Raw genomic sequence first — 26,162 nt, 5'->3', positions numbered from 1 at the left:
GACAAGCTTCCTGGTGCGGTTAGCGCAGTGGAACCACGCTGACTCCATCCCGAACTCAGAGGTGAAACGCTGCAGCGGCGACGATACTCCGGGGGTCGCCCCGCGGGACAATAGCTCCGTGCCAGGTTAAATATTAACTTAAGCCTCCTCTCTTACTAGGGGAGGCTTTGTACATGTAAAGCTTTATTTACTACTCATTTCCAGCATTTTTTGAATAGGTTTCAAAGCTGCTAAGCGTGTTGATTCTGCAAGGTTGATTTGTGGGCTACGATTTCTCATTGCCCAATACAGTTTTTCCAAAGTGTTTAAACGCATATAAGGACACTCGTTACAAGCACAGCTACTGATGGGAGGCGCAGGAATAAAGATTTTGCTAGGCTGTTGCTTTTGCATTTGGTGAATAATACCTGGTTCTGTAGCTACGATGAAAGCTTGTGCATGACTTTGCTGACAGTATTTAAGGAGAGCAGTTGTAGAACCAATATAATGAGCATGACGGAGGACAGCACTTTCACATTCGGGATGCGCAATGACTTCAGCCTCTGGATGCTCGGCTTTTAGTTGTATTATTTTGCGTTCTGAAAATGTTTCATGCACAATACAACTGCCTTGCCAAAGTAGCAAGTCTCTCCCAGTCTGCTGGATTACATATTGTCCGAGGTTACGATCTGGAGCAAAGATGATTGGTTGATTTTCTGGAATTTGACGTACAATTTCAACTGCATTAGAACTAGTACAAATAATGTCGCTCATTGCCTTAATTTCGGCAGTGCAGTTGATGTAAGAAATTACTAAATGCTCTGGATGCGCTGCTTTGAAAGCGGCAAAGGCTTTGGGCGGACAACTATCAGCTAAAGAACATCCCGCGGCTAAATCAGGTAGAAGTACAAGCTTATCGGGGTTGAGAATCTTAGCTGTTTCTGCCATAAAATGCACGCCGGCGAAAACAATGATATCAGCGTCTGTGCTGGCTGCTTGACGAGAAAGTCCTAATGAGTCACCAATATAGTCAGCAATATCCTGAATGTCTGGCTCTTGGTAATAATGTGCCAGAATAACAGCATTCATCTGTTTCTTTAATTCTTCAATTGCTGCAAATAAATCGATTGGTGGTTTCGTTGCGGCTGGTGCAGTTGTAAACACAGTTAAGAATTATCGAGATTAATTAAGTCGTAATCTTCTTAATTATAGTAGTTTTTACCAAAATGGACTTTGCTACAAATTTCGATTGGGAGCGCAAATTCCAAAGCTCTATTTCTGCCAAACACTAGAAAGCTTTTCTATCCTGGAAAAGGACAGGAAAGGAAAATAGCATGACCAGTCAGATAACATACGATCGCCTGATAAAAATTGCTGTAGTTGGAGATATTCACGATCAGTGGGAAGCTGAAGATGGCATTGCACTACAACACTTGGGTGTAGATTTAGTACTATTTGTGGGCGATTTTGGTAACGAATCAGTAGAAGTTGTACGGGCGATCGCTGCCTTAGAAATTCCCAAAGCCGCTGTTTTTGGCAATCACGATGCTTGGTATACTGCCACCGATTGGGGACGCAAGAAGTGTCCTTACAACCGCGAACAAGAAGACTGGGTACAGCAACAAATTGATTTACTAGGGGAAAGCCATGTTGGTTACCAAAAACGCGACTTTCCAGAGTTTAATCTCAGCGTTGTCGGTAGCCGTCCCTTTAGCTGGGGAGGTGCAACGTGGAAAAATGCAAATTTTTACCAAGAAAGGTTTGGTGTCACTAGTTTTGCTGAATCTACCGCTTTAATGGTAGCCGCAGCCGAAAGTGCGCAATACGATAATATTATCTTTCTTGGACATAATGGTCCATTGGGACTCGGCGATCGCGCTGAAGATCCTTGTGGTAAGGATTGGCAACCGCTAGGAGGTGATTTTGGCGATCCTGACTTTGCAGAAGCGATCGCGCAAACTCGCGCAGCCGGAAAAAATATTCCTTTGGTGACTTTTGGTCATATGCATCACAAACTGCGCCACACGCAACAGCAACTACGCAAGGCAATTAGTGTTGCACAAGGAACAGTCTATCTGAATGCAGCAAGTGTTCCTCGCATCGTACAAAGGGGAAGCGATCGCCAGCGGAATTTTTCGCTTGTATATTTGCACAACAGCACTGTAACTCAAGTTTCCCTAGTGTGGCTACATCAAAACTACAAAATAGCGTCTGAACAAATTCTTTATCAAAATAGTAGCTCTTTAATGCAGTCAGCATAACTGATAGAATGTATTATGGCTAATAGCTAACTGCTAGAAGTCAAATTGGAGAGGTGGCAGAGTGGTCGATTGCGTCCGACTTGAAATCGGATGAAGTGAAAGCTTCCGGGAGTTCGAATCTCCCCCTCTCCGTTGTTACAGCAATGTCTGCGTCTATTCAAGGATTTGGCAAATAAATAAAATTGCTCCTTATATGTTGAGTCAGTACTAAGTAGGATATTATTCGGTGTCCAAAGCGTATAAACATCTAGACATGATCGCCGCGTTGTTTGTTACGGTACTACTCATCTCAAATGTCACTTCGACAAAAATTGTCACTCTAGGACCGTTTACCTTTGATGGCGGGACGTTATTGTTTCCCCTAAGCTATATTTTTGGAGACGTTCTGACAGAGGTTTATGGCTATGCGCGATCGCGTAAAGTAATTTGGCTAGGATTTTTCTCAGCTTTGTTAATGTCTGTGACATTTATTGTTGTAGGAATTCTCCCGCCTGCACCAGATTGGCAATATCAAACAGCCTACAACCAAATTCTTGGACTTACACCCAGAATTGTGGCAGCAAGTTTAGTTGCATATTTTATTGGTGAATTTGCTAACTCGTTTGTGTTAGCAAAATTAAAGGTTGTTACTCACGGACGATGGTTGTGGATGCGGACAATTGGTTCCACTTTAGTTGGTCAAATTTTAGATACAGCAATATTTATTCTGGTTGCGTTTAGCGGCGTTGTCCCGAATAATTTATTGTGGACACTTATTGTGTCAAACTACTTATTCAAATGTGGAGTGGAAATTTTATTTACTCCTGTCACGTACTGGACTACAGGCTGGTTGAAGCAACAGGAGAAGGAAGATTACTACGATATCAACACAGATTTTAATCCATTCCACTCAGGTTAGTTAACAGAGAACACTCCTGATGAAAACTTATGACTGGATTGTAATTGGCGGTGGAATTACAGGTGCAGCATTAAGCTATGAGTTAGTTAAACAAGGCTTTGCTGTATTACTCCTTGAAAAAGAAGCAACGCCACACAATGCTACTTGTTACAGTTATGGTGGTTTAGCGTATTGGTCAGGGACAACCAATTTAACGAAGCAACTATGTGAAGAAGGAATTACCCGTCACCGCTTGCTATCGCAAGAGCTAAACGCCGATACCGAGTTTCGGGAATTAGATCTACTCTTGACGATTGATCGCGACGACAACCCAGAAACTGTAGCAGCATCTTATGCACAATTTGCGATTCCACCCAAATTACTAAGTGTTGATGAAGCATGCGAATTAGAACCATTATTGAATAAAGATGCGATCGCGGGGGCGTTAACGGTAAAACACGGACACATCCATGCAGAAAAACTTGCCGAAGCGTACATCCAAGCATTCTTACGTGCGGGTGGTACAATGTACGTGGCGCAGGTGTGGGAGTTACTGCGAGAAGGTCAACGCATTATTGGCGTGAAAACAAAAACTAACACTTACCATGCAGCAAATACAGTTGTCTGCGCGGGTGGCTTGAGTCGCGCATTGCTTAAATCAGCTGGAATTGCAGTGCGCATCTATTTTACCCATGCAGAAATCATCGCCACTCCACCTGTCGATGTCGAGTTGCGCACCCTCGTTATGCCAGCGGTATTGAAAAGATTTCAATTAGAAGCAGAGTCTACAAAAGATGATAGTGTATGGAATTCTGGAAACGAGCCATTGCCACCAATTTTAGATCCAGGAGCAATTCAATTTCGCGATCGCCGATTGTATTTGGGTCAAATGAGTCGGGTACTCACAGAACCTTTCGCACCTATCGACGCGGTTAGTAGCGAAACAGCACTTAGAAATAGTATTGGCAAGATATTACCAAAACTTAAAAACTTACCAGGAACATGGCATCATTGCTTAGTTGCTTTTAGTCGCGATCGCCTACCTTTGATTGGGGCTATTCCTAATTTTGAGGGTATCCATATTTTCTCAGGCTTTAGCAATCCCTTAGTCCTCATACCCCCCTTAGCACAACGATTTGCCCATTCAGTAGCAGGTCGACCTGATGACATTATTCCTCAGCTTACCCCAGCGCGAATGCACTTGAAAGGGACGAGGATTAACGAGTGAGACGAAAAAAGCAAGTAGCCAATAATTACTCCTATAGATGTTCTTCTACACTTCGGCAATTCGGTTAAATGGGTACTGAGCACTTGATATCGATATAACGATGAAACCGAACGATGAAAATGGGAAACTTCCAGTAGAAGAACGCCCGTTTCGAGTATTAATCATTTCTGGGTCAAATCGCCGTCAGTATAATTGTCCTGGAGTTGATTCTAAGTCACGCACATTGATGCTACGCATGGCAGAACGCCTTCCGCAAGATTGGGAAATTGACTACGAGGATCTTGGTAACGTTTACGCCCGCGAACATATTCAAAGCTGTAACGCTTGTGCGTCAACTTCAATGGCGCTGTGTGTATGGCCTTGCAATTGTTATGAGCCTAATAGTAAAGCTGAACCCGACTTGATGTGGAATCTCGATTTATATTCCCGTCTCGATCTTGCAGATGCGTGGGCGATTATTGGTCCAATTAACTGGTATGCACCAAGTAGTAATTTAAAGCTGATGTTCGATCGTTTGGTGTGTATGAGTGGCGGTAATCCTCGTGAAGACTTAATCGATCATAAAGACCCTGAAAAAGCAATGCAACTCGAACACTCTCCAGAGTGGGAAGAGTTGAGTATGAATCACTTAGAAGGGCGAACAGCAGGCTTTTTCTGTTACGGAGATAATGGCGCTGATGAACTCGATTCTACAGGTCGTCCCAAACACCTCAAACATAAACACTACTTCGATCCAGAAGAAGAACCTTTTGAGAATGAACGCAATGCTTATGCACCACTTGTTTGGCAATCTCGTTACAGTGGAATTGAAGTTCCAGATCGCCTCTGGCGCTATGTAGAAATCGGTCACGGTAAAAAATACAGCGATAACCAAGCTGAAGATATTGAGAAAGAACCGAATTTTTACGAGAAATTTGATGCTTGGACGGATGCTTTTGCAGACTTTGTCCGCCGAAAAGGGAAAGTTCCACCCAACAAGTATCGCGCCTACGGTTACAAACCACCCAGTCACTTGTGGGAAGATATTAAGTTAGGCTGGCGTAATGTACGCATGGGCTTAGGAATTCCTCCTAAAGATTCTTCACCAGCAGAACAACAAGCGCAAGGACTCAATCAAGACGCAACACTATCCTTCCACAAAAGTGAAGGCAAAAAACTGCGTGATTAGGATGAAATAAATCATAGGGGAATGGATTAAGCCATTCTCCTTCAGGTTAATACGAGTAGGCGATCGCTTATAGCATCTCAGTATTCCTTCAATTGCTACCAAGATAGTATAAATACAGCTTCCAAGCACTATTCGTGCCAATACTACCAAACCTCAAGAGCAGTCAATATAGTTTAGGAACTTGTAGATTTAAGAAAAAGTATTATAGAAGGGCGCTACACAGATGCTTTGGCTATTGTGGATGAATTAGAAGGGATGAATAGGCAAGCTATTCTACGTAACATCCAAGCATTATTATCTAAATTTGGATGAGTGGGACTCGATCCTAGAAGATGAATTTGAGTCTGCAGTTCGCGATGCAAGTGTAGAAGTATTGGGTGGAGGCTACAGTAAATTCCAGGTTAGTGAAATGGTTGATAGAGAGCAAGTGATTTTAGTAGCTCAGAAATTTTTACTATTAATATAGTTTTATACCGTAAAAAAAATACCTGCAACTATAAGTGAAGATTTAGTTCTGCTTCCAGGGGGAAAAGATCGGAAAGCTCGTGGAAAGAATTCAAAGTTTTGAGTTAAATCTATAATTCATAACTTGACGTGCTAAAGTCATATATTTTGAACCACTTGTTCCAATAATAAAAATCTGCTGCATAATATTGAAAACGCAAATTGGTAATTGGGAATGCGCTAATTGCAGTCGATTATTCACGCTTCGTTATACTTGATTTGTTGCTTATCAAGTTGTATACTCGGCATTAATCTTGACGTAGTCGTAACTTAAGTCGCAGCCCCAAGCTTTACCAAAACCCGAACCATTACCAATACTTACGGCAATAATCACAGGGTTATCAATTCTTTGTTGTGGCGCATTTGCGCGGTCAAATGGTAGTGATATTCCAGCTTCAGTGACAGAAAAATCATGACTCATTGTTGCAACAGCTTCTTTCGGTACGGAAGACGCCTCCGCTGTTTGTTTCAAATATGCACTTGCACCAGCACGATCAAACGGTAATGGTTCGCCATTTTGCATCAACTCAAAATCACCTAGTTTGATTTGCAAGTTTTCTTGCTCGAAGGGAACTCCTGCACGCCCTGCGGCGGCTGCAATTCTTCCCCAATTGGGATCGCGCCCAAAGATTGCAGACTTGACTAAAGATGAACCTGCAATTGTTCTGGCAACTTTTCTTGCAGACTCTTCATCTGTCGCGCCACTAACTTGCACTTCAATTAAACATGTTGCACCTTCACCATCACGCGCAACAGCTTTTGCAAGATGCTGACATACTTCGGTTAGCATTGCTTCTAGCTTCTCAGCTTCAGATCCCATGTCTGTAATTGCGGGAGTACGCGATTGACCGTTGGCGAGTGCAATCAGCGTATCATTGGTGCTGGTATCGCCATCCACCGTGATTTGGTTAAAGCTTTTATCGGCGGCGCGGCTGAGCATTTGCTGCCATAATGAGGGAGACACGACAGCATCACAGGTAACAAAAGCGAGCATCGTTGCCATATTGGGATGAATCATCCCTGAACCTTTGGCAATTCCACCAATGCGCACAGGGCGATCGCCTATTGTTGTTTCTAAAGCAACGGATTTTGTGACTAAATCTGTCGTGACGATTGCTTGCGCAGCATCATCAGAACCTGTTTCAGAAGCAGCGGCGACAAGTTTAGGAATTCCGGCTTTGAGCGCATCCATATGAATTCTGCGCCCGATGACGCCTGTGGAAGCAATCAGTACTGAATCAGAAGGAATATTCAGCGCTTGCCCTAGTAGCATCGCACTTTCTAAAGTATCGAGCCATCCTTGCGAACCTGTCGAGGCGTTAGCTTGTCCGGCATTACATAATATTGCTCTAGCGCTGGGTTTTGCTTGCAACCGTTGACGACAGTAGTCTACACACGCGGCGCGGACTTGGGATGTAGTAAAAACACCTGCGGCGATCGCTTCGACATCGGACACAATCAATGCTAAATCTGGAAGTCCTGAAGGTTTTAATCCTGCTGCTATTCCTGCTGCTTTATACCCTCTGGGAGCAGTCACGCCACCCTGAATTTCCTGCCATTGTGACATACTCTCTGCCTTTAATCCCGCTTATCGCTGTGGAACTACCTCTAATATTTCGTCATTTTACGCCAATCTGAATAAAAAAGGAGAGTCTTTTGTGTGACTCTCCCGATCATCAGGGTGCATCTACTCTGCAAAGTATACCAGGTTAGATAGCATTGATTTACTCGTGATTCTAGATTTTTTGTTAAGTATTGGTAACAGGTGATGGATAATCGGTTTTGTGCAACCAATTACTACTGACCAATTATCGATACCCTAATTATTAAGCTTTTTCGCCAATAATTGATTCGTCAACTTTGGATCGGCACGTCCGCCTGTTTCTTTGAGAACTTTTCCGACAAAAAAGCCAAGAAGTTTGGTTTTACCGTTACGATACTGTTCGAGTTCTTTGGGGTTGGCAGCGATCACTCGATCGATCGCTTGTTCTAAAGCACCCGCATCTGAGATTTGACCTAGGTTATCACGTTCGACGATCGCTTTTGGCGAACCACCTTTTGTTAATAACTCTGGTAAGATGTCTTTAGCGATTTTACCGCTGATTGTGTTGTCTTCAATCAACGTGACGAGTTCGGCAAGAGCTGCGGGTGTAAGTGCAATGTCGTTAATACCTAGTTTATTTTTATTCAGGTAGGCTGCAATATCACCCATAATCCAGTTTGCAGCTTGTTTCGCCGATGCACCGGATGCGATCGCGGCTTCAAAATATTCAGCTACGGCGCGATCGTCCGTGAGTACGCGTGCATCGTATGCTGAAAGCCCTAATTCGGATTCATAACGACGACGTTTTTGCGCGGGAAGTTCGGGAAGTTCGCTGCGCCACTTTTCGAGTTGTTCGTTTGTGACTTCAATTGGTGCTAAATCCGGTTCGGGGAAGTAGCGGTAATCGCTAGAACCTTCTTTGGTACGCATACTAATTGTGCGTTGCGCGCCTTCTTCCCACAAGCGCGTTTCTTGAATGATTCTTTCTCCCGCTTCTATTGCAGCAATTTGACGCTCAATTTCGTATTCAATCGCGCGTTGAATCGCGTTGAACGAGTTCATATTCTTAATTTCAACTTTCGTGCCAAACTCTTTTTGTCCCACCGGACGCACTGAGATGTTGACATCGCACCGCAGTGAACCTTCTTGCATATTCCCGTCACTCACACCCAGGTAACGGAGAATGCGGCGGAGTTCTTGCGCGTATTCAGCGGCTTCTTGTCCCGATCGCATATCAGGTTCTGAGACAATTTCCACTAATGGTACGCCCGCGCGGTTGTAATCTACGAGTGAATAAGTTGAACCAGAAAGGCGATCGCTTCCTGCATGAACTAACTTTCCCGCATCTTCTTCCATGTGCAAGCGCGTGATGCCAATGCGTTTGCGTATAGGATTACCATCACTATCAACAAGTTCAATTTCTAACCAACCGTGTTGTGCGATCGGCAAGTCGTATTGTGAAATTTGGTAGTTCTTTGGTAAATCGGGATAAAAATATTGTTTCCGGTCAAATTTGCTGTATTTGGCAATCTCGCAATTGAGCGCTAAACCTGCTTTAACGGCGTATTCTAGAACTTTTTCGTTCAAAACAGGTAACACCCCAGGCAAACCCATACAAATCGGGTCAATGTTAGTATTGGGGTCTGCACCAAACTCAGTCGAGCTACTCGAAAATATTTTAGTTTTTGTACTCAGCTGACAATGGGTTTCTAAACCAATAATCGCTTCATACTCGGTTTTTACCGCAGTAGCAGTAGTCATAATCAAACTAAGCAGCTATATTCTTATTAGGCTACTATTGTAGACCGCAATTAACTGAATGGCGTTTAAGTTCAGTGTTGATTAGCTACTGAGGAATCGTCATTGACATTTTGTGCAATTCATGCATACTTTTTGAGTGATTGTTGCTAGGGGAATTTGTGCAGCATTAAGATGCTGTTAACCCAGTATTTGTGGTATTCCATGAAGTTTGAAATTTCTACGTCCCTAGAATTTACAGTTAGAACATCAAACATGTATTGTCGGGCACAGAGAGAACGTTGGGTTGTTGCGGTTGTATGGTGCTTGGATGGAGATGGATTCCTCAAGAACTTAGGCTCGCATTGAGCGATCGCCAAACTGTACTTATCTTGTATTTATAGTTACTCCTTTCGGTAGATGTGCCAACATAGGTATCTACCACCCAATCGACTAACAACTCCGATAGCAGTTAAGCGTTCTTAACAAGCACAACTGATTTAGAATAAGTGATTCCGCCTGTTTCGGTAAATATTGTATTGTTTGATTGCGAGATTTTGACTTTTTTAATAGCTGATATATTCGTAACTTATTCTGTTGTAGCTTTCTTTGTATCTAAATCTGTTAGCTGTATGTAAATATGATGCTGTTGCGGATTGAGTGTAAAAGAGATATCAAGTTTTAATTTATAGTATTTGCGGTTTATCCAGTTGTGGCGATGAAAACTAGGAGCGATCGCAAGAAGTCGAATAGGAAGTTGATAATTGATATGCGGCTGAAGAGGTTTTTCCTCTAACACGCTGTGGTAATAGCGCGTGAGTTGTTGAACGATGTACCTGTCTTCAGCATTTTTAAGTTCTATAATTACTAATCTAGAATTTTCATCTCGTGCCAAGATATCGCAAACATCACCATACACTCTGTATTGTCGTTTTAACGGGGACAGCCCAAACAGGTTATTTAACTTACTCCAAGCGAAATCTTCTAAATTATTCTCACTTGCAAAATGCCAATTTCCATCGACTTTCTTCAGCATACAATCAAAAGAACAAAGCTTGTATAGTTTTATTATTATCTATAAGTACAAATACGGAACCGAACCACGAAGGACACAAAGAACGCAAAGGGTGCGATCGCTACTGATTCTGCATTGAAAACAGTTGAAAAGCTTTTTTATCTAATGTAGTCGCGAGTTTTGCGATGATATCGCTTCTCTTTACCCAATCAATAGGTGCTAAAAATCCAAGTTTCTGTAGAATCAATGCAACATCAGTAGTCTGTTGTGTCACTTGCACGATCGCAATTCTGCCAGAAATACGATGATGAGTGATGGTATGAGAAAATCTGTTGGTAGATTGAAAGATTTGCACTGGCAATGAGTGTAGAGTGCTTTCTAGTTCTGCTACTTCATCTGTACTTACTAAAGGGAAACCGATAGTATTTTTTAAAAATCCTTTTGTTCGCTTGACAAAGGCAAATGTATCATTTTTTTTATACCAAATAATTAATGCAAACAACTCAATATTAATTGAAGTGCGTCGCGGTTTTTTGAGCGGATACTGGGTAACGCAATTATGCGTAAATGCGAGACAAGATTGTTGAAAAGGACAGCGATCGCATAACGGGTTTGATTTCCGACAAATTGTCGCGCCTAATTCCATCATTGCTTGATTGAAATCGCCAGGACGTTCGGCAGGAATGATGTCATTAACATATGCTTGAATTGCAGATTGTCCTGATTGACTCCAAACGTCGGATAAAGCGAGTAAACGACTGACAACGCGGATGACGTTACCATCAACACACGCAACTTTTTCTTGATAACAGATACTAGCGATCGCTGCTGCGGTATAAGCACCACATCCAGGAATTTTCAACCATTCATCGTACGATTGCGGAAAACAACCGTCAAGCTGTTCGATAATCATTTTTGCGCCTTTTTGCAAGTTCCGCGCCCGTGCGTAGTAGCCTAATCCTGACCAGAGTTGACGTAATGTTTCTTCATCACACTTGGCAAGGTCGTACACTGTAGGTAGCTGTTCGATAAATTTGGAAAATTTAGGAACAACCGCAGCCAACACAGTTTGTTGACTCATCACTTCACTCACCCAGGTGTGATAAATATTAATTTCCTGACGCCAGGGTAAGTATCGCTGGTGATTGTCGTACCATTGCAGAAGTTTCTCTACGCAAAAATGCATAATGTAATTATCGTCTCCGGTTGAATAACCAGATTAGCCACTAGTCACCCTTCACTCTTTTTATCACCATTAATCAACCGAATTGAATAGGACTAGCGATCGCGATCCGCCCTCGGACTAAAAAATTCGCTACAAGATACTTGCATAACCTCTTCAAAGCCTAAATTTTGCAAATGTGCAATCCAGCCTGCGGGTGTACCATCGTGTTCTAGCGTTCCTAAAATTAAGGCAACATTAGCAATTTCTGGTACAACACACACACTATAAAAGTAAGATTCTTTGGCTGCAAACGAAAATTCTACCGCTAGCCAATCAGGAATTGCGTTCAAGTCAGGTTTGCCATTTGCTTTAAAGCACAGCGTCATATCTACGGTTTATTGAAGTTGTTTAGAATGAAGTTAGGAAGTGCCGTTAAGTGCTAGTAACTTTCGTGAGAGGCTGCGGTTACGTATAGTGTGTTTATCATCATGGTGGTACTAGAACGTTGAAATTGCAGCTTAACAACTATCAAATCAAATTGCTAGCTGCGATTTTCATGGTAATCGACCATGTGGGTATTGTCTTTTTTCCCCAAGTTTTCATGTTTCGCGTGATTGGGCGTCTGAGTTTTCCGCTGTTTGCGTGGCTATTAGCCCAAGGCGAAAGATATACTCGCAGTTTTCCGCGATACTTACAAAGACTTGTGCTTTTGGGTTTGTTGAGTCAGCCTTTATATGTCCTCACGCTTTCAGGGACACGTCCGAATATTCTGTTTACATTGTCGCTGGGGTTGATTACCTTGCGCTTGAGTCGCAAGTGGCGAGAGTATAAATATTTAATTTGGGTTTTGGGAATTATCGCAGCAGAATTACTCCGCGTCGAGTATGGTGCTTATGGTGTGGCGGCGATGTGCTTGCTGTCAATATTTACACCAACAATTCATTGGTGGTTAGCGTGGATGGGGTTGCATTTATTTGATGCGATCGCAGTGTCAAATGTTTTTCAACTTCCGGCGATTGTCACTCCAGTATTTATCCATTTTGCAAATCAACAAAAAGGAGCTTCCGCACGTTGGTTTTACAGCTTTTATCCATTGCATCTACTCGTGTTGTTTCTCATCTTTCGGTTAAGCCAGGTGCGGTTTTAAGTGAACGGTCATTTACCGATCGCTTGCGTTTGCTGCATAAGCGCGGTTAGTAAGTCAATGTTAATAAAATTCAAATGTACAGTATTACTGTTTGATTTTGAGAGCTAAAGAAGCATTTGTCGGTAATGTGTCTCAATTTGGTTCAGCAAAAGAGATTGATGCGACTGAGCATAGCGAGTGCGATCGCGTAATTCTTGGTGTAGTGCTGCTACATCTACCGTCTTCACACTACCTTCCTCGACAATCAGCTTGCCATTAACCCACACTCGCTCGACAACATCTGTTGGTCTACCTAACACTAGCAATTGCAATGGATCGTTACAAGGTAACAATGAAGGATGCGCCAAATTATACAATACTACATCAGCAATATTACCAGAAGAAATCATTCCAAGTTGCTCTAATCCCACACCACGAGCACCATTTTGAGCCGCCATTTGCAATACGGTATGCGGAGATAGCCAGTGCTGATAATCTGGGTCAGTGATAGTATGCAAAATAGTACTCAACTTCACGACTTCTAAGAGACTTTGCGCGTCATTACTTGCGGCTCCATCACAACCAAATGCAACATTAACTCCTGCTTGCAAGCATTTTAAAATAGGTGCAATTCCACTACCCAAACGCAAGTTACTGACGGGATTGTGTACCACTGTTGCCCCTGTTTGTGCAAGGATAGCGATATCATCTGCGGTGAGCCAGACGCTGTGTGCTAAAGTTGTGCGATCGCCTAAAACACCCAGACGTTGTAAATGTTGCACAGCCGTTTCGCCGTAGCGTTCCTGTGCTAGCTGCTGTTGTGCCCGTGTCTCTAGCAAGTGAGTGTGAAAACACAAGTTAAATCGATTGCCCAAGTCAGCGCAACCTACTAGCAGTTCGTCACTACAACGATGAAAGCCAGTTGGACCCAAGGCAATATAAATACCTGAATCGGGGTCGTGAAACTGTTTGATAATCGCTTCCATCAGTGACAAAATGTCAGTTGTGGAGCGAGGATAGGGATGATGAGGCAGCGTGCAACCTTTTGGCAACCCAGCCACAAACGGTAGGTCTTGAATTAATGGTGCAATAAAAGCACGAATACCAACTTGTTTATAACCTTTAACGAGCGCTGCGACGGTTTCTAATTCTTGTCCTGGCACGACATAGGCGTGGTCGATTAGACAAGTACCTCCAGATAACAGTGTATCTACTGCTGTACTGACTGCCCCTAGATAAAACTGCTCTAGGTTAGTAGGAGTCGAATCAAAGACATCTGCTAGCCATAATTCTAAAGGTAGTTGCGGAATCAACCCGCGTTGCCATACTTGCGATGAATGCGTATGAGCATTGACAAAGCCTGGTAGCAACAACTTATCGCGTCCATCAATCCAAGTATCATCAGACACAGGAATTGAAGCGCTGGCAAAATAGACTTGGTGAATGCGATCGCCCTTCAAATGCACAGAAGCCGAAGTTGTCGAACCTCCATCAGGAATCAAAACGTTATGAATTAAGACAGACATGATTTAATTATTGGTAATTGCGATATGTCTGGTGAGAGGTAATTGGTAATCGGTAATTGGGGATGAGATACTATTACCAATGACCAGTTACCAGCCTCGATCTACGAATCTGGATATTCGCTCAAATCGAACGAGATGACACCAGCATTTCTAAGCGTTGTTCTACTTCACCGTGTGCTTTGAGTAAAGCGGCTAGCTTGCGTCGCATGATAATACCTGGCTGATCTGAAGGCATATGCTGTTCGGCATTGATATCTAGGGGCGTATCATAATCTGTCGTTTCTAGCACGAGTTTATCTTCTTGCGTCACCTGTCGGTCGAACGCAACAATATCAGCAGCTTTGGCATCCGCTTCGGTATCATTACGAATACAAAATTGCACAACTTGCGAAATGCGATCGCTTACCGGAGTTGCAGCAGTAAAGATGAGATGCATCAATCCGTTGGGATAAGTAATTTTCAACGTGCGGCTAAAAGGCATATACCAAGTTGAAACTACATAACGCACGGTAACTTCATCCTCAATATTGAGGTTTTTGCGTTGTGTGGGTGGATTAACGACAGGAATCGTTGCTTGAACTTGCAAACCATATTCGAGAGAACTTATTTCCGAGGAAGCGGGTTCGGGCTGTTGTTGATTGCCGAAGGATTCTGCATGAACAAAGCTAAAGTGAGCATTGTCGAAGGAGTTCTCCATTAAACGCAATCCGCTGCACTGCCAAGGTTCATAAAATTGCGGAATGAGCCGCATCGCAGGATCTTCTGCTTCGGGAATATAAGGAATAGGCAGCAGTGGATCGTCATGCAGGCACACCCATACATAGCCATAACGTTCAGCGCACTTGTACGACGGCACTCGATAGCTAGCGGGAATGCTTTGCTCAGGTTTCAGTTGCGGAACCGCCACACAAGTTCCTTGGCGGTCAAAGAACCAACCGTGATAGGGACAGCGCACGCAACCATCGATAATATCTCCTTTGGAGAGTTGTGCGGAACGATGGCAGCATCGATCTGCTACAGCAGCAGGTTGCCCTTTTTCATCAAGCCAAAGCGCGATCGCTTGTCCTAATAACACAAACGATTGCGGCTGGCTGGATAGTTGAGCCATTGGCATGACAGGATACCAAAAGCGTTTGAGAACAGGTTGTTGCGTGACTAACATTAGCTTACTCCTTGAGCTTGCAAGGTGGGTTGCTGCTGCAAGCGGCGTTGTTCGACCTCGCCATGTTGCCGTAATAGTGCCGCTAAGCGGTGGCGAATGATTATCCCTGGTCTATCCGATGCCATGTGCTGTTCTTCTGCTAAAGAAAGCGGTGCGTCGTATTCGGTGGTTTCTAGAATGTCGCGGTCTTCTTGTGTTACCTGACGGTCAAAAGCAATAATATCTGCTGCTTTCGCCTCCGCTTCGGTATCATTTCGCAAGCAAAATTGCACCAGTTGTGAAGTGCGATCGTCAATTGGGGTGTAGGCGGTAAAAATTAAGTGATTTAGCCCATTGGGGTACTGAATTTTCAGAGTACGCGCAAACGGCATAAACCAGCGTCGTTCATTTGTGCGGATTGTTTTTTCAGTAGCAATGCCTAAATTTTTCTTTTGCAGTTCGGGGTTTAACACTTCTAGCCAATGCTTCATCACAAAACCCGTCTCAGTTTCGGTAATTTCATCGATTGGCGGTGGAACTGGATTGCCTTGATCGCCCCAGGAACTTGCATGAACAAAGTGTCCGTGCGCACTGTCGAAAGAGTTTTCAATCACCCGCAGTCCACTCACTTGCCAAGTTTCATAGAACTCGTGAATCATGCGAAAGCTGGAATCATCCGCTTCAGGAATATCAGGAATCGGGTGTAAAGGATCGCCCAAGCATACCCAAGCGTAGTCATAGCGTTCTACACATTGAAAAGCTGCTACTCGATAACTTGCAGGAATTGGTTGCTCTGGCTTGAATTGTGGCACGTTAACACACTTACCTTCTCCGTTAAAAGCCCAACCGTGATAAGGACAGCGGATGCAACCGTTGGCGATCGCGCCCTTTGATAACTGTGCCGAACGATGACAGCATTTGTCTGCAACAGCAACAGGCTGTTTTGATGAATTCAACCACAGCACAATCTTTTGACCAAGTAGTTGAAAGGGATAGGGATGTTCAGTAGAAAGTTGAGCGATCGGTACGACTGGATACCAAAAACGCCGTAGAACAGGTTGTTGAGTCACGAGCATGAGTTGTTCTCCAAGTTGAATATAAAAGAAGGCAGAGGGAAAAAGTCTTAGTTTTCGTGTATTACTGCACTCTCGTGCCAGTTTTTCAAAAAAGCATTTGAGAGCCAAGTTAGCAAGGTAAATATGGCAATTCCTGACAAGGTGATTAACAGCAATGCCGCAAACATGCGTGGAATTTGCAAGTTATATCCAGACATCAAAATCTGATAGGCTAATCCCGAACTAGTGCCTCCTGTGCCAGCCACAAACTCTGCAACCACTGCACCAATCAGTGCTAAGCCACCGCTAATACGTAACCCTGCCAAGAAGTAGGGTAATCCATGCGGCAGCCGCATATACAGCAACGTTTGCCACCGCGAGGCACGATAAAACAGAAGCGATCGCTTCTGACGCTGCGAGTAGAGTTTGCCGCTGCGGCATTTTCGCGAGTTTTAGCGGCAATCGCACGTTATCCAGTACAGTAGCCCAAGGCAACAATGCTGCTTCTTGAAACACGTAGGCTAACTTGTGCTGAGCGTGATGACGATTCCAGGTAATTGTACCTGTTGTCATATTGCCTAACCCAGCAATCAGGCGTAATACGGTACTTTTACCGCACCCCGAAGGTCCTACTAAACTCACAAGTGTTGCGGGTGCAATTTCTAAATTCAAATTCTGAAGTGCGATCGTGCCGTTGCTATAGGCTTTAGAAACGTTTTCCAGGGAAATGATCGGCGACGCGTGCATAGTGATTATTGCAGAGATAAATTTTGGTAAATTCAGATTAGTTGCATTGAGTTCTATACGTATGCATTCACGCCTTTATTGACAAAATCAAGCGTAAAGGCTTCTTGGTAGTTTAAGTTTGGCTGAAATACTCCTGCCTCAACCATGCTGGTATAAATTTCTGTCCAGCGTTTTTGTGTCATTGCACCAATGCCTAACGTTTCAGCATCACCACTTTTGACAATGCCGTATTCATTAATCTTGCTCAAACTATAAGCAAGCTGTTCATCGGTCATTTCAGGGTTGTCTTGTTTAATGAGTACATTTGCAGGAGCCGGATCTTCGAGATAGCTGTACCAACCTTTGATCGAAGCATCCACGAACCGCTGTACCAAGTCAGGATTGCGTTCTACTAACTCGCGTTTTGCTTCAATCGTAGAACTGTAGGGCGTGTAGCCGTGGTCTGCCATTAACAGTTCTACTGGCTTAAAACCGCCTTCTTGCTCAATTTTGTGTGGTTCTGAAGTAATGTATCCCTGTTGAACTAAGTTTTTATCTGCGACAAACGGACCTACGTTAAAGGTATAAACGCCAATTTGACTGTCGCTGTAGCCATATTTTTGCTTGAGGAAAGGCCAAAAAGTCGTATGAGCGCTCGTAGAAAGTAAAATCTTTTTCCCTTTGAGATCCTCAAAACTATCGTTACCAGCATTAGGATGTGCTAGCAATGCTTGCGGATCTTTTTGGAACATAGCCGCTACCGTGATTTTAGGAATCCCTGATTCAATTGCCTTGATAGCATCAATCGCGTAGCCCATCTTAAAGTCAACGGTTCCCGCCATTAGTAGTTGATTGCCATTGACTTGAGGACCACCCATTCTAATGGATACATCGAGTCCATGTTCTTGATAAAGTCCTGTGGCAACTGCTTGATAGAAGCCGCCGTGTTCAGCCTGCGCAAACCAACTTGTCCCCAGACTAACTTTGTCTAATTTACCCGATGTTGTAGAACTCGTAGTTTCTGCATTCGTTGTGTTAGTTGAGTTTCCAACGCAAGCTGAGAGAAGTCCAGTTCCTAATGCTAGCGATCCATACTTGAGAAACTTACGACGATTTAAAGCTTGGAAAGATGATTTAGTGTTGTACATGATTTTTTGGTAAAAGAGTTCTTAAATCGGGTATTTCCGGCAAGTACCAGCAATGATGCTCAATGACTAAAGCTACATGGCTAAATATTCGAGTATTCTAGATATACAGCTCGAAATACATTGTTGTATTCAGCTTTGTATACAAAAGACTAAAAGCTTATAAAAGAGTTTTCCGTATCACTGACTACCGTTAACGATTACCTTTGTCAGGAATTGATGATGAAAAGTTCAAGATCTACAACTCGTACCAGCAACAGCAGCGTCGATCGCATCTACGAGCAACTAAAGCAAATGGCGATGAATTATAAATTTCGTCCAGGAGAACCGCTCAACGAAGTAGAACTTGCAGCCTCGTTTGGGGTGAGTCGTACGCCACTGCGAGAAGTGCTGAACCGTTTAGTCGCAGAAGGGTTGTTAGATTTCGTACCGCGACGCGGCTTTTCTTGTCGAGCACTTGACACCAAAATGATTTTCGATTTGTATGAGGTGCGGTGTGGGCTAGAGATGATGAGTGCAAAACTAGCTACAGAGCGGGCTACCGATGCGGAAGTAGACAAGTTAGTGACGTTTTGGAAAAAAGCCGCACAAAACTTTAGCGAGTTGTCACCGCTGGAGTGCGCTCGATGCGACGAACGCTTTCACGAGCAGATCGCGATGTTGTCACAAAACACCGAACTATTACACTCCCTGCAAGCGATCAATGCTCGCGCTCATTACCTGCGCCTGATTTCGATGGAAAAAGCGCATTATCGTCACAACACTTGCGACGAACATCAACTCATCTTAACAGCTATACAAGAACGCAATGTGGAAGCGGCTATAAATTGTATGTCCGCTCATGTGAGCTTGCGACAAGAGCAACTTGTAGAGGTCATTAAGGAAGGAGTTGCGCGATTATATATGACCTGACTACCATATTACTTTAAAGTTGTTACAAAAAGGCAGCTTCAGGAAGCAGGGGAGAAATTATTTGTGGCTCTTTTTTAAAGAATTGGTATGATAAGCCATTTGTTGACCGGTGTTGACATCAAACAAGTAGGCGCGATCGCATAATATTCAGTAACAATGCGATCGCGGACTTGACTGCCTTCTAGTTAAGAAATGCTATTACGACTCTTGTTTGACGCAGTCGAGCATGCGCACAGTTGCTGCCGCAGCATAACTTCTGTGCGTCTCCGAATCTGGTGCAAAGGCAGTTCCCACTTCGTTAGGTGGAGAAGCGACGCGGCAATAGGAGGACATTTGGGAAATAGTCTCAGATGCCCAGTGTCCTGTTGTATCGGAAAAGGCTGTTGCTGGCTGTTGTAGCGTGAGTGTTGTCCCAAGCCCGCGAGTAGACTTAGCAAATTCTGCTGCCCGACGCAATACCGCCATCAATTCAGCACGCGTAACTGTCTGAGTGGGGCGGAAAGTTCCATCTGCATAGCCGCTAATAATTTGGTTATCTTTTGCCCAGCCAATTTTGGCAGCACTCCAACGCGTAGCCTCTACATCAGGATAGGGTGAAGTTGCGGTCGCAGTAGGTAAGTTAAGATTCGCATTTGGGACTGTATCTAAGGCTCCTAACACTAACGAAACCAGTTGCTCTCTCGTTAAGGCGACTTCTGGTCGAAAAGTATTGTCTTGCGCAAATCCAGCTACAAAACCTAATGCGACAGCTTGTTGGATTTCTTTGGCATAAACATTGTTAGCAATATCTGGAAAAGCAAAAGAAGGTGGAACGTCAGCGGGAGGTGCAAGGCTGCTACTAAGATAGACATGACCTACACTCTTGCCTCGAAATGTTCTTTTCGTAAACTGCCAACCAGGTTGTAGATGAATTTTTGTAAAGCCTGAGTGGATACCGCGAGTTCTGCCAATTTCAATAGGAGGAGTTTGGCGATCGCGATTAGAAACTCCAACCAGCACGAACTCGCCATCGCGCTCAATGATACTCAACCTGTAGTGTAAACCAAGATCTTGTTCTGCCATGCGAATCGAGTAACCATTGCTATCTGTACTGCGCCCGCAAATTCCTGTGAAATCAAATTGCAATAGCAGTGGCTCTACAACAACAGGATCGGTACCACTCTCACTCCAGCAGGCTCGTTCATCAGACTGTTGTTCTAGGATGAGTAGTTGACGACCACCGTTACCTACTGGTGCAGCGATCGCAATAAATTTATTTTGCTCAACTTCTTCTTGACTGAACGTCGCAGCAAGTGCAGGACTCAATACACTCATTGTTCCCATAGCAGCAAGTATCGCTACATGACGTTGAATTGCAAGAGTAACTATCTTTCCAAATCTCATAAAACCTCACACCAGGAGCACTGTTGACAGTACTATCGCTGCTACTGTTCAACGATGGTACTCTTAACTGCGCTTTTCGCAGCAGAAACATCGGAAACCATTAGCGATCGCCGCAGTTGTACCAGATCGGCGCTTTGTTAGCCTGTTGTTTGTAACAAGTTTTAACACTAATCCCAGGTGTTATAGAAATCGCAAAACTCTAACGGGAGAAACGCGGACTGTGAAAGTGATTCGCAATGCTCGCTTGCGTCTAGTCATCCCAGTAGCTTAAACTCACTCATTTATTCCTTAGTGCTGATGGTATGATTCAATTCAAGCGATCGCTTCCCAACACACTCAGCTTTTACTATAGATAATCGTCTATCCGTGACATTGAATATAACTTAGGGATTGTGATTAGCATAAGTAAAAATCAATGATTACTATTAGTAAACTCGGCGATAGGCGTTACTAATAAATAAAAATTATAGAAACCATCGTAGATTCCATTAGAGCAATAATTTATTTTTAACACTCAAAAAGTTAAACTTTTATTTAAATCAAATAACTAAATAACTAAAGCGTGAGTTGGTACTATTCCAGTTTCGTAAGTCTCATGCCTTAGTATGAAAATTTTTTAGTCGTGTCGAGATTTAGAGGCAATTCTGATGGAGTTTCTCATCCAGAGTGTCTGGCTTGTACCTTGCTATGCCTTAATTGGTGGGCTTTTAGCTGTACCTTGGTCGCCAGGAATCATACGGCGTACAGGACCAAGACCCGCAGGATACGTCAATTTTATAATGACTTTTCTGGCATTTTTACATAGCGTACTGAGCTTACCAGCAACTTGGCATCAACCACCGCAACAGATATTTATTCCTTGGTTAAATACTGCGGGTTTAGATCTCACGATCGCCATCGAAGTATCTTCGGTTAGTGTTGCTGCACTCGTTGTTATTACTGGTATAAATTTGCTCGCACAAGTTTACGGCTTTGGCTACATGGAAATGGACTGGGGTTGGGCAAGGTTTTATTCCCTACTCGGTTTATTTGAAGCTGGATTGTGTGCACTGGCGTTGTGCAACTCGCTGTTTTTCAGCTATGTAATTCTGGAAATCCTCACGTTGGGCACTTATTTATTAGTAGGGTTATGGTTTAGTCAACCTTTAGTAGTCACAGGTGCAAGAGATGCTTTCTTAACAAAGCGTGTTGGTGACTTATTTCTATTGATGGGAGTGTTGGCGTTATTACCGCTAGCAGGAACTTGGAACTTTACTGAACTTGCAGAGTGGGCGGCGACGGCAAACGTCGATCTAAAAGTGATAACACCCATTGGTTTAGCATTAATTGCAGGACCAATGGGTAAATGCGCGCAGTTTCCATTGCATCTGTGGTTAGATGAAGCAATGGAAGGTCCCATTCCTAGTACAATTTTGCGGAATTCTGTCGTTGTTGTGAGTGGTGCATGGGTATTAATTAAATTGCAACCCGTGTTGGCACTATCTCCAATTGTCATGTCTGTGTTGGTAGGAATTGGTGCAGTGACTGCGGTGGGTGGTTCTTTGATTGCGATCGCTCAAATTGATATCAAACGCTGTTTATCGTATTCGGTGAGTGCTTACATGGGTTTGGTGTTTATCGCTGTTGGTACGCAACAGGATGAAGCGGCGTTGTTATTAGTACTGACTCATGCTGTTGCTGCTGCGCTTTTGGTGATGAGTACCGGTGCGATTGTTTGGAATAGTATTACCCAAGACGTAACACTACTCGGTGGATTGTGGTCGCGTCGTCCGGTGTCTGGTATTGCATTTATCGTCGGTACGTTGGGATTAATTGGTTTTCCGCCGTTGGGTAGTTTTTGGGCATTACTCAAACTTGCATCAGCGCTATGGGAAACGCAACCTTGGTTAGTAGGAGTAATTATTGTTGTCAATGCTTTGACTGCGTTCAGTTTAACGCGAGAATTTAGTTTAGTGTTTGGCGGTAAGCCGAAGCAAATGAGCGAGCGATCGCCAGAAATTCATTGGCCGATGGCATTGCCGATGGTTATATTACTTGCTTTCACATTACACCTACCATTGGTGTTGCAAAGTTTAGCCCTATTACCTAGTTGGGAAATGCTCAACAAAGATGTGGCTTTACTATTAATTTGGTCAAGTATCTTTGGTTGCAGTATAAGTGGCGTTATTTACCTAGGTAATGCAATTGCTAAACCAGTACGTCTTCCATGGAAAGGATTGCAAGACCTCATTGCTTATGATTTTTACACGCCAAATCTGTATCGCCTAAGTATCGTTTTTAGTGTAGATATCATTTCCAAAGTTACCGATATTGTTGACCGCTTTGTTGTTGATGGTATCGTTAATTTGGTTGGTTTGATTTCAATTTTTGGTGGAGAAGGATTGAAGTATAGTACTTCTGGTCAAACACAATTTTATGCTTTCACCGTGTTACTGGGCGTAGGGTTATTCGGAGTTTTAATGAGTTGGCAGTTTTGGGGAGATCAGTTTTTAGATTTGATGTACTCATACATTTCTGTCATCCTCAATTCCTAATTTCTATATTGAAGAAAGACAGAAGAGTTAATAGTCGCTAGTGACTATTAACTAACAACTAACTGCTAGTAACAATATCGACAGCCAGATTATTCACTTGAAGATACTCGGACAACAGAAGAAACACATCATTAAAAATGTTAGGTAGATAGATTTTATGCTCAGTGTTTTGATTTGGTTGCCTATTTTAGGCGCAACACTTATAGCGCTCTTTCCTAAAAGTATTCCCTCAGAACGCATTCGCCTGGCAGCACTCCTCATTGCTGGTTTTACTTTTGCATGGAATATTTTTCTTCTAATCAAGTTTGACCTTCTGAATCCAGGAATGCAGTTTTTAGAAAACATTCCTTGGAATGAAACTTTAGGATTAAGCTATCAACTCGGAACTGATGGCTTATCTATTCTGATGCTGGTACTGAATAGTTTGCTAACTTGGATTGCAATCTACAGTAGTGCTAAGCAAACCGAACGTCCGCGACTTTTCTACTCACTTGTTTTGCTTGTGAGCGGTGGGGTAGCAGGTGCATTTGCTGCTCAAAACCTTTTACTGTTTTTCTTGTTCTACGAACTTGAATTAATTCCTTTCTATCTACTCATTTCAATCTGGGGTGGAGAAAAACGTGCCTATGCTGCAATTAAGTTTTTGATTTACACTGCCGTATCTGGCGCGCTAATTCTAGCCGCATTTTTAGGTATAGTATGGCTAACTGGTGCTTCTAGTTTTGCTTACGATACGCTAGCAACGCAAACTTTATCGATAACGTTACAACTTATACTGCTAGCAGGTATTGTTCTCGGTTTTGGAATCAAAATTCCTTTAGTTCCCTTCCATACGTGGCTACCCGATGCTTATGTCGAAGCTTCTGCACCGATCGCAATTCTGTTGGGTGGAGTTTTAGCAAAGTTAGGAACTTATGGTATTTTGCGCTTTGGTATGGGTTTATTTCCCGAAGCTTGGGCAACTGTTGCACCAACACTCGCCATTTGGGGTGCAGTGAGTGCGATTTATGGGGCATTAGCGGCGATCGCGCAAAAGGATATCAAACGCATGGTAGCCTTTAGTTCAATCGGTCATATGGGCTACGTACTTTTAGCATCTGCTGCTAGCACTGCTTTGGCGCTTGTTGGTGCAGTTTCGCAAATGGTCAGTCATGGTATCATCTTGGCGATCTTATTCCACCTAGTTGGAGTCGTAGAAACTAAAGTCGGTACTCGTGAATTAGATAAGCTGAATGGGTTAATGAGTCCAATTCGCGGTTTACCAGTGATTAGCGCCCTCCTTGTCTTAAGTGGTATGGCTAGCGCAGGTATTCCTGGAATGACGGGATTTATTGCCGAATTTATTGTCTTTCAGGGCAGCTTCTCGGTTTTTCCGGTTCAAACTCTTTTATGCGTTGTTGCAACAGGTTTAACCGCAGTTTACTTTGTGATTCTACTCAATCGCACTTGCTTTGGAAAACTCGACAACAATCTCGCATACTATCCCAAAGTAGTTTGGTCTGAAAAAATTCCCGCTTTCGTTTTAGCAGGTTTAATTCTCTTTTTGGGAGTACAACCAACTTGGTTAGTGCGTTGGAGCGAACCAACAACAACTGCAATGGTAGCAACGATTCCTGCAATAGAAAATGTAGGGGTTAAAAGTGGTGAGCGAGGAGTCAGTAAGTGGCTCGCAGCTAGTGAATAGTGACTAGCTGCATTTTAGATGGATGGATTGACCTCTAACTTTTCTTTATTACCAATTATCAATTACCAGTTACTATGACCGCAACGATTCAACCTCCAGTCGCTAAATTACCACCATCACAGCACGAATTCGCTGATGTTGTTCACCGTCTAGAAGCTGGTGGGGCAATGTTACCCGATACCCCAGAAAACTTGATGCAAATTATTGGCATCTATAAAGCTTACGCCGTACCAATGGATTTTTATTGGCGCGACTTGCTGTATATTGCTGAACGCGTCTTTCTCGATCCTTTTCCTTTTTTTAAATACTTCATCCCCAAAGAGTATCTGGAACTGCACAATCACTATGCAGGTGACGATGCTGATTTAAGAATTTGGCAAAAAGGCGAAGCGACAGCGCATCCTGAACTTTTAGAGTTTATAGAGAAGGGCGAAACCTTCAAAATGCCTAAACTGCTGCATCATTGGTTCCACGATCGCATCAATATGGAATTTGCTGAAGAATGTATGCGGGCAATGTTGTGGCATCGCGGAATGTATGCGCCGTACAATAAGTTTGACTCGTACTTAGACAGCGACGAGTACAAAGCAAATGCAGATCGAGCTATTAAAGCTTACTTTAAGGGCAATCCCTTAATGCTGGGGATGTATAAACTGTTTCCTGACATGTTTTTGGAACAATGTCGCCAGATGTCGTATTACAGCAATCTGGGTTTGTTCTGGGAAGTGATGGCACCAGTATTTTTTGAAATGAGCGATCGCTACGATGCTGGTGATTTTAAGAGTGTACCTGATGCAATGAATTTCTTGGTCAACGGCATCTTTGCAGTCGCAGGGCGTCCCATTTATCACCATGTCTACATTCGCGGTGAATGTTACGAAATTATTCCTAAATCAAAAGGCTTTATGTGGTTGTACGAAGCTGCATTACCTTATGTCGAAGCAGTTTTCTACCGCACTTCACCTTTCCGAGGAACAAAGTCATACAACGCGCAAGCACGACAAATCCCCGACGATCAAAAAGATTTTCACTACGGTATCCTATATGCGGATGTCTTCCCTGTTGGTACTGCGGGTATTCCTCCTACATTGTTAATGCAAGATATGTTGCATTTTCTACCGCAATATTTGGTTGATTACTATCGGCAACACTGTCGCGGTGAAGACGATATGCTCATTCAATTAGGTATTACTTTTCAACGCTCGATGTATTGCGTCACTTCTGCGGTTATTCAAGCATTGCGAACTGCATTGTTGTATCCTTTAGATGACCCAAATCCAAAACATTTACAAGCCAATCGCGAGTTTTTTGAAGCCCAATTAAATCGCTTCACGCGCCCAGAATACGGTATCCGCGACGCTGCGCGTTTACGGTATATTCAGCGGCAAGATTATCGGTAGTCTTTTCCACCCCCTTACTAAGGGGGCTTTTTATTTAGCTACTTAAAACTATC

General features: G+C 43.3%; 21 protein-coding genes, 1 tRNA gene, 1 rRNA gene and 2 pseudogenes. 12 read left to right on the top strand and 13 right to left on the bottom strand.

The annotated features are described in order from the left end of the window. Positions 1–9 precede the first annotated feature (9 nt). Positions 10–127 (top strand): 5S ribosomal RNA (gene rrf, locus B1A85_RS13015). A 56-nt stretch (positions 128–183) separates the two neighbouring features. Here rrf and nadA read toward each other — a convergent pair. Then, positions 184–1,143 carry a quinolinate synthase NadA gene (gene nadA / locus B1A85_RS13010; protein WP_104547318.1) on the bottom strand — a complete coding sequence of 320 codons (960 nt, stop codon included), beginning with the start codon at positions 1,141–1,143 and terminating at the stop codon, positions 184–186. Between the two features lie 170 nt (positions 1,144–1,313). Between nadA and B1A85_RS13005 the strand changes: the two genes are divergently transcribed. From B1A85_RS13005 to B1A85_RS26145, 6 genes and pseudogenes are all read left to right on the top strand, one after another. Continuing rightward, positions 1,314–2,240: a TIGR04168 family protein gene (locus B1A85_RS13005; protein ID WP_104547317.1), complete on the top strand. Its 927-nt coding sequence runs from the start codon at positions 1,314–1,316 to the stop codon at positions 2,238–2,240. Between the two features lie 47 nt (positions 2,241–2,287). Then, positions 2,288–2,372, top strand: a tRNA-Ser gene (locus tag B1A85_RS13000). Between the two features lie 94 nt (positions 2,373–2,466). Then, positions 2,467–3,138 (top strand): queuosine precursor transporter, encoded by a 672-nt coding sequence (locus B1A85_RS12995; protein ID WP_210404417.1) that lies wholly within the window; start codon positions 2,467–2,469, stop codon positions 3,136–3,138. Positions 3,139–3,157: 19 nt separating this feature from the next. Continuing rightward, a complete protein-coding gene (locus tag B1A85_RS12990; RefSeq protein ID WP_104547315.1) occupies positions 3,158–4,345 on the top strand; it encodes an FAD-binding oxidoreductase in 1,188 nt (395 codons plus the stop codon). A 100-nt stretch (positions 4,346–4,445) separates the two neighbouring features. Further along, entirely contained in the window at positions 4,446–5,513 is a 1,068-nt protein-coding gene (locus B1A85_RS12985) for an NAD(P)H-dependent oxidoreductase (RefSeq protein WP_104547314.1), read from the top strand. A gap of 201 nt (positions 5,514–5,714) precedes the next feature. Beyond that, positions 5,715–6,081 (top strand): annotated as a pseudogene (locus B1A85_RS26145) (hypothetical protein). Between the two features lie 165 nt (positions 6,082–6,246). Here B1A85_RS26145 and argJ read toward each other — a convergent pair. The 5 genes from argJ to B1A85_RS12955 all read right to left on the bottom strand — a co-directional run bounded on the left by argJ (position 6,247) and on the right by B1A85_RS12955 (position 11,863). Then, complete coding sequence (gene argJ, locus B1A85_RS12975; protein ID WP_104547313.1) at positions 6,247–7,584, bottom strand: bifunctional ornithine acetyltransferase/N-acetylglutamate synthase; 1,338 nt, start codon at positions 7,582–7,584, stop codon at positions 6,247–6,249. A 252-nt stretch (positions 7,585–7,836) separates the two neighbouring features. Next, entirely contained in the window at positions 7,837–9,321 is a 1,485-nt protein-coding gene (gene gatB / locus B1A85_RS12970) for an Asp-tRNA(Asn)/Glu-tRNA(Gln) amidotransferase subunit GatB (RefSeq protein WP_104547312.1), read from the bottom strand. A gap of 565 nt (positions 9,322–9,886) precedes the next feature. Then, entirely contained in the window at positions 9,887–10,333 is a 447-nt protein-coding gene (locus B1A85_RS12965; protein WP_104547311.1) for an endonuclease NucS domain-containing protein, read from the bottom strand. Between the two features lie 100 nt (positions 10,334–10,433). Further along, the gene (gene mutY / locus B1A85_RS12960) at positions 10,434–11,498 is read right to left on the bottom strand and encodes an A/G-specific adenine glycosylase (RefSeq protein ID WP_104547310.1); all 1,065 of its coding nucleotides are present in this window, start codon (positions 11,496–11,498) and stop codon (positions 10,434–10,436) included. 92 nt (positions 11,499–11,590) lie between these two features. Next, complete coding sequence (locus tag B1A85_RS12955; protein ID WP_104547309.1) at positions 11,591–11,863, bottom strand: hypothetical protein; 273 nt, start codon at positions 11,861–11,863, stop codon at positions 11,591–11,593. A 119-nt stretch (positions 11,864–11,982) separates the two neighbouring features. Between B1A85_RS12955 and B1A85_RS12950 the strand changes: the two genes are divergently transcribed. After that, the gene (locus tag B1A85_RS12950; RefSeq protein WP_339376927.1) at positions 11,983–12,624 is read left to right on the top strand and encodes a TraX family protein; all 642 of its coding nucleotides are present in this window, start codon (positions 11,983–11,985) and stop codon (positions 12,622–12,624) included. Between the two features lie 104 nt (positions 12,625–12,728). Here B1A85_RS12950 and B1A85_RS12945 read toward each other — a convergent pair whose 3' ends face one another. From B1A85_RS12945 to B1A85_RS12920, 6 genes and pseudogenes are all read right to left on the bottom strand, one after another. Beyond that, positions 12,729–14,129: an amidohydrolase gene (locus tag B1A85_RS12945; protein ID WP_104547308.1), complete on the bottom strand. Its 1,401-nt coding sequence runs from the start codon at positions 14,127–14,129 to the stop codon at positions 12,729–12,731. A gap of 121 nt (positions 14,130–14,250) precedes the next feature. Next, the gene (locus tag B1A85_RS12940) at positions 14,251–15,291 is read right to left on the bottom strand and encodes an aromatic ring-hydroxylating dioxygenase subunit alpha (protein ID WP_104547307.1); all 1,041 of its coding nucleotides are present in this window, start codon (positions 15,289–15,291) and stop codon (positions 14,251–14,253) included. Continuing rightward, positions 15,291–16,346: an aromatic ring-hydroxylating dioxygenase subunit alpha gene (locus B1A85_RS12935; RefSeq protein WP_104547306.1), complete on the bottom strand. Its 1,056-nt coding sequence runs from the start codon at positions 16,344–16,346 to the stop codon at positions 15,291–15,293. Before B1A85_RS12935 ends, B1A85_RS12940 begins: the two co-directional genes overlap by 1 nt. Positions 16,347–16,393: 47 nt before the next feature. Further along, positions 16,394–16,714, bottom strand: a pseudogene (locus B1A85_RS12930) (ABC transporter permease); the annotation flags it as partial. Then, positions 16,632–17,072 (bottom strand): ATP-binding cassette domain-containing protein, encoded by a 441-nt coding sequence (locus B1A85_RS12925; RefSeq protein ID WP_104547305.1) that lies wholly within the window; start codon positions 17,070–17,072, stop codon positions 16,632–16,634. The pseudogene B1A85_RS12930 and the gene B1A85_RS12925, both read right to left, overlap by 83 nt. A gap of 53 nt (positions 17,073–17,125) precedes the next feature. After that, positions 17,126–18,199, bottom strand: coding sequence for an ABC transporter substrate-binding protein (locus tag B1A85_RS12920; protein WP_104547304.1), 1,074 nt, complete (start codon positions 18,197–18,199; stop codon positions 17,126–17,128). Positions 18,200–18,415: 216 nt separating this feature from the next. On the opposite strand from B1A85_RS12920, the gene B1A85_RS12915 reads away from it, so the two are divergent. Then, the gene (locus B1A85_RS12915) at positions 18,416–19,108 is read left to right on the top strand and encodes a GntR family transcriptional regulator (RefSeq protein WP_104547303.1); all 693 of its coding nucleotides are present in this window, start codon (positions 18,416–18,418) and stop codon (positions 19,106–19,108) included. A gap of 198 nt (positions 19,109–19,306) precedes the next feature. On the opposite strand, the gene B1A85_RS12910 is transcribed toward B1A85_RS12915, so the two are convergent. Further along, complete coding sequence (locus B1A85_RS12910; protein WP_104547302.1) at positions 19,307–20,491, bottom strand: DUF3747 domain-containing protein; 1,185 nt, start codon at positions 20,489–20,491, stop codon at positions 19,307–19,309. Between the two features lie 647 nt (positions 20,492–21,138). Here B1A85_RS12910 and B1A85_RS12905 point away from each other — a divergent pair. From B1A85_RS12905 to B1A85_RS12895, 3 genes are all read left to right on the top strand, one after another. Then, a complete protein-coding gene (locus B1A85_RS12905) occupies positions 21,139–23,025 on the top strand; it encodes an NAD(P)H-quinone oxidoreductase subunit F (protein WP_246841411.1) in 1,887 nt (628 codons plus the stop codon). A gap of 157 nt (positions 23,026–23,182) precedes the next feature. Next, a complete protein-coding gene (locus B1A85_RS12900; RefSeq protein WP_104547300.1) occupies positions 23,183–24,709 on the top strand; it encodes an NADH-quinone oxidoreductase subunit M in 1,527 nt (508 codons plus the stop codon). 74 nt (positions 24,710–24,783) lie between these two features. Further along, on the top strand, positions 24,784–26,109 hold the full coding sequence (locus B1A85_RS12895; protein WP_104547299.1) for a CO2 hydration protein: 1,326 nt from the start codon (positions 24,784–24,786) through the stop codon (positions 26,107–26,109). The last annotated feature ends 53 nt before the right edge of the window (positions 26,110–26,162 follow it).

Origin of the sequence: Chroococcidiopsis sp. TS-821 (genome assembly GCF_002939305.1) — a bacterium.
Taxonomy (GTDB): domain Bacteria; phylum Cyanobacteriota; class Cyanobacteriia; order Cyanobacteriales; family Chroococcidiopsidaceae; genus Chroogloeocystis.
The sequence above is the reverse complement of the archived record's forward strand: the minus strand, read 5'-3'. Positions and strand labels throughout refer to the sequence as shown.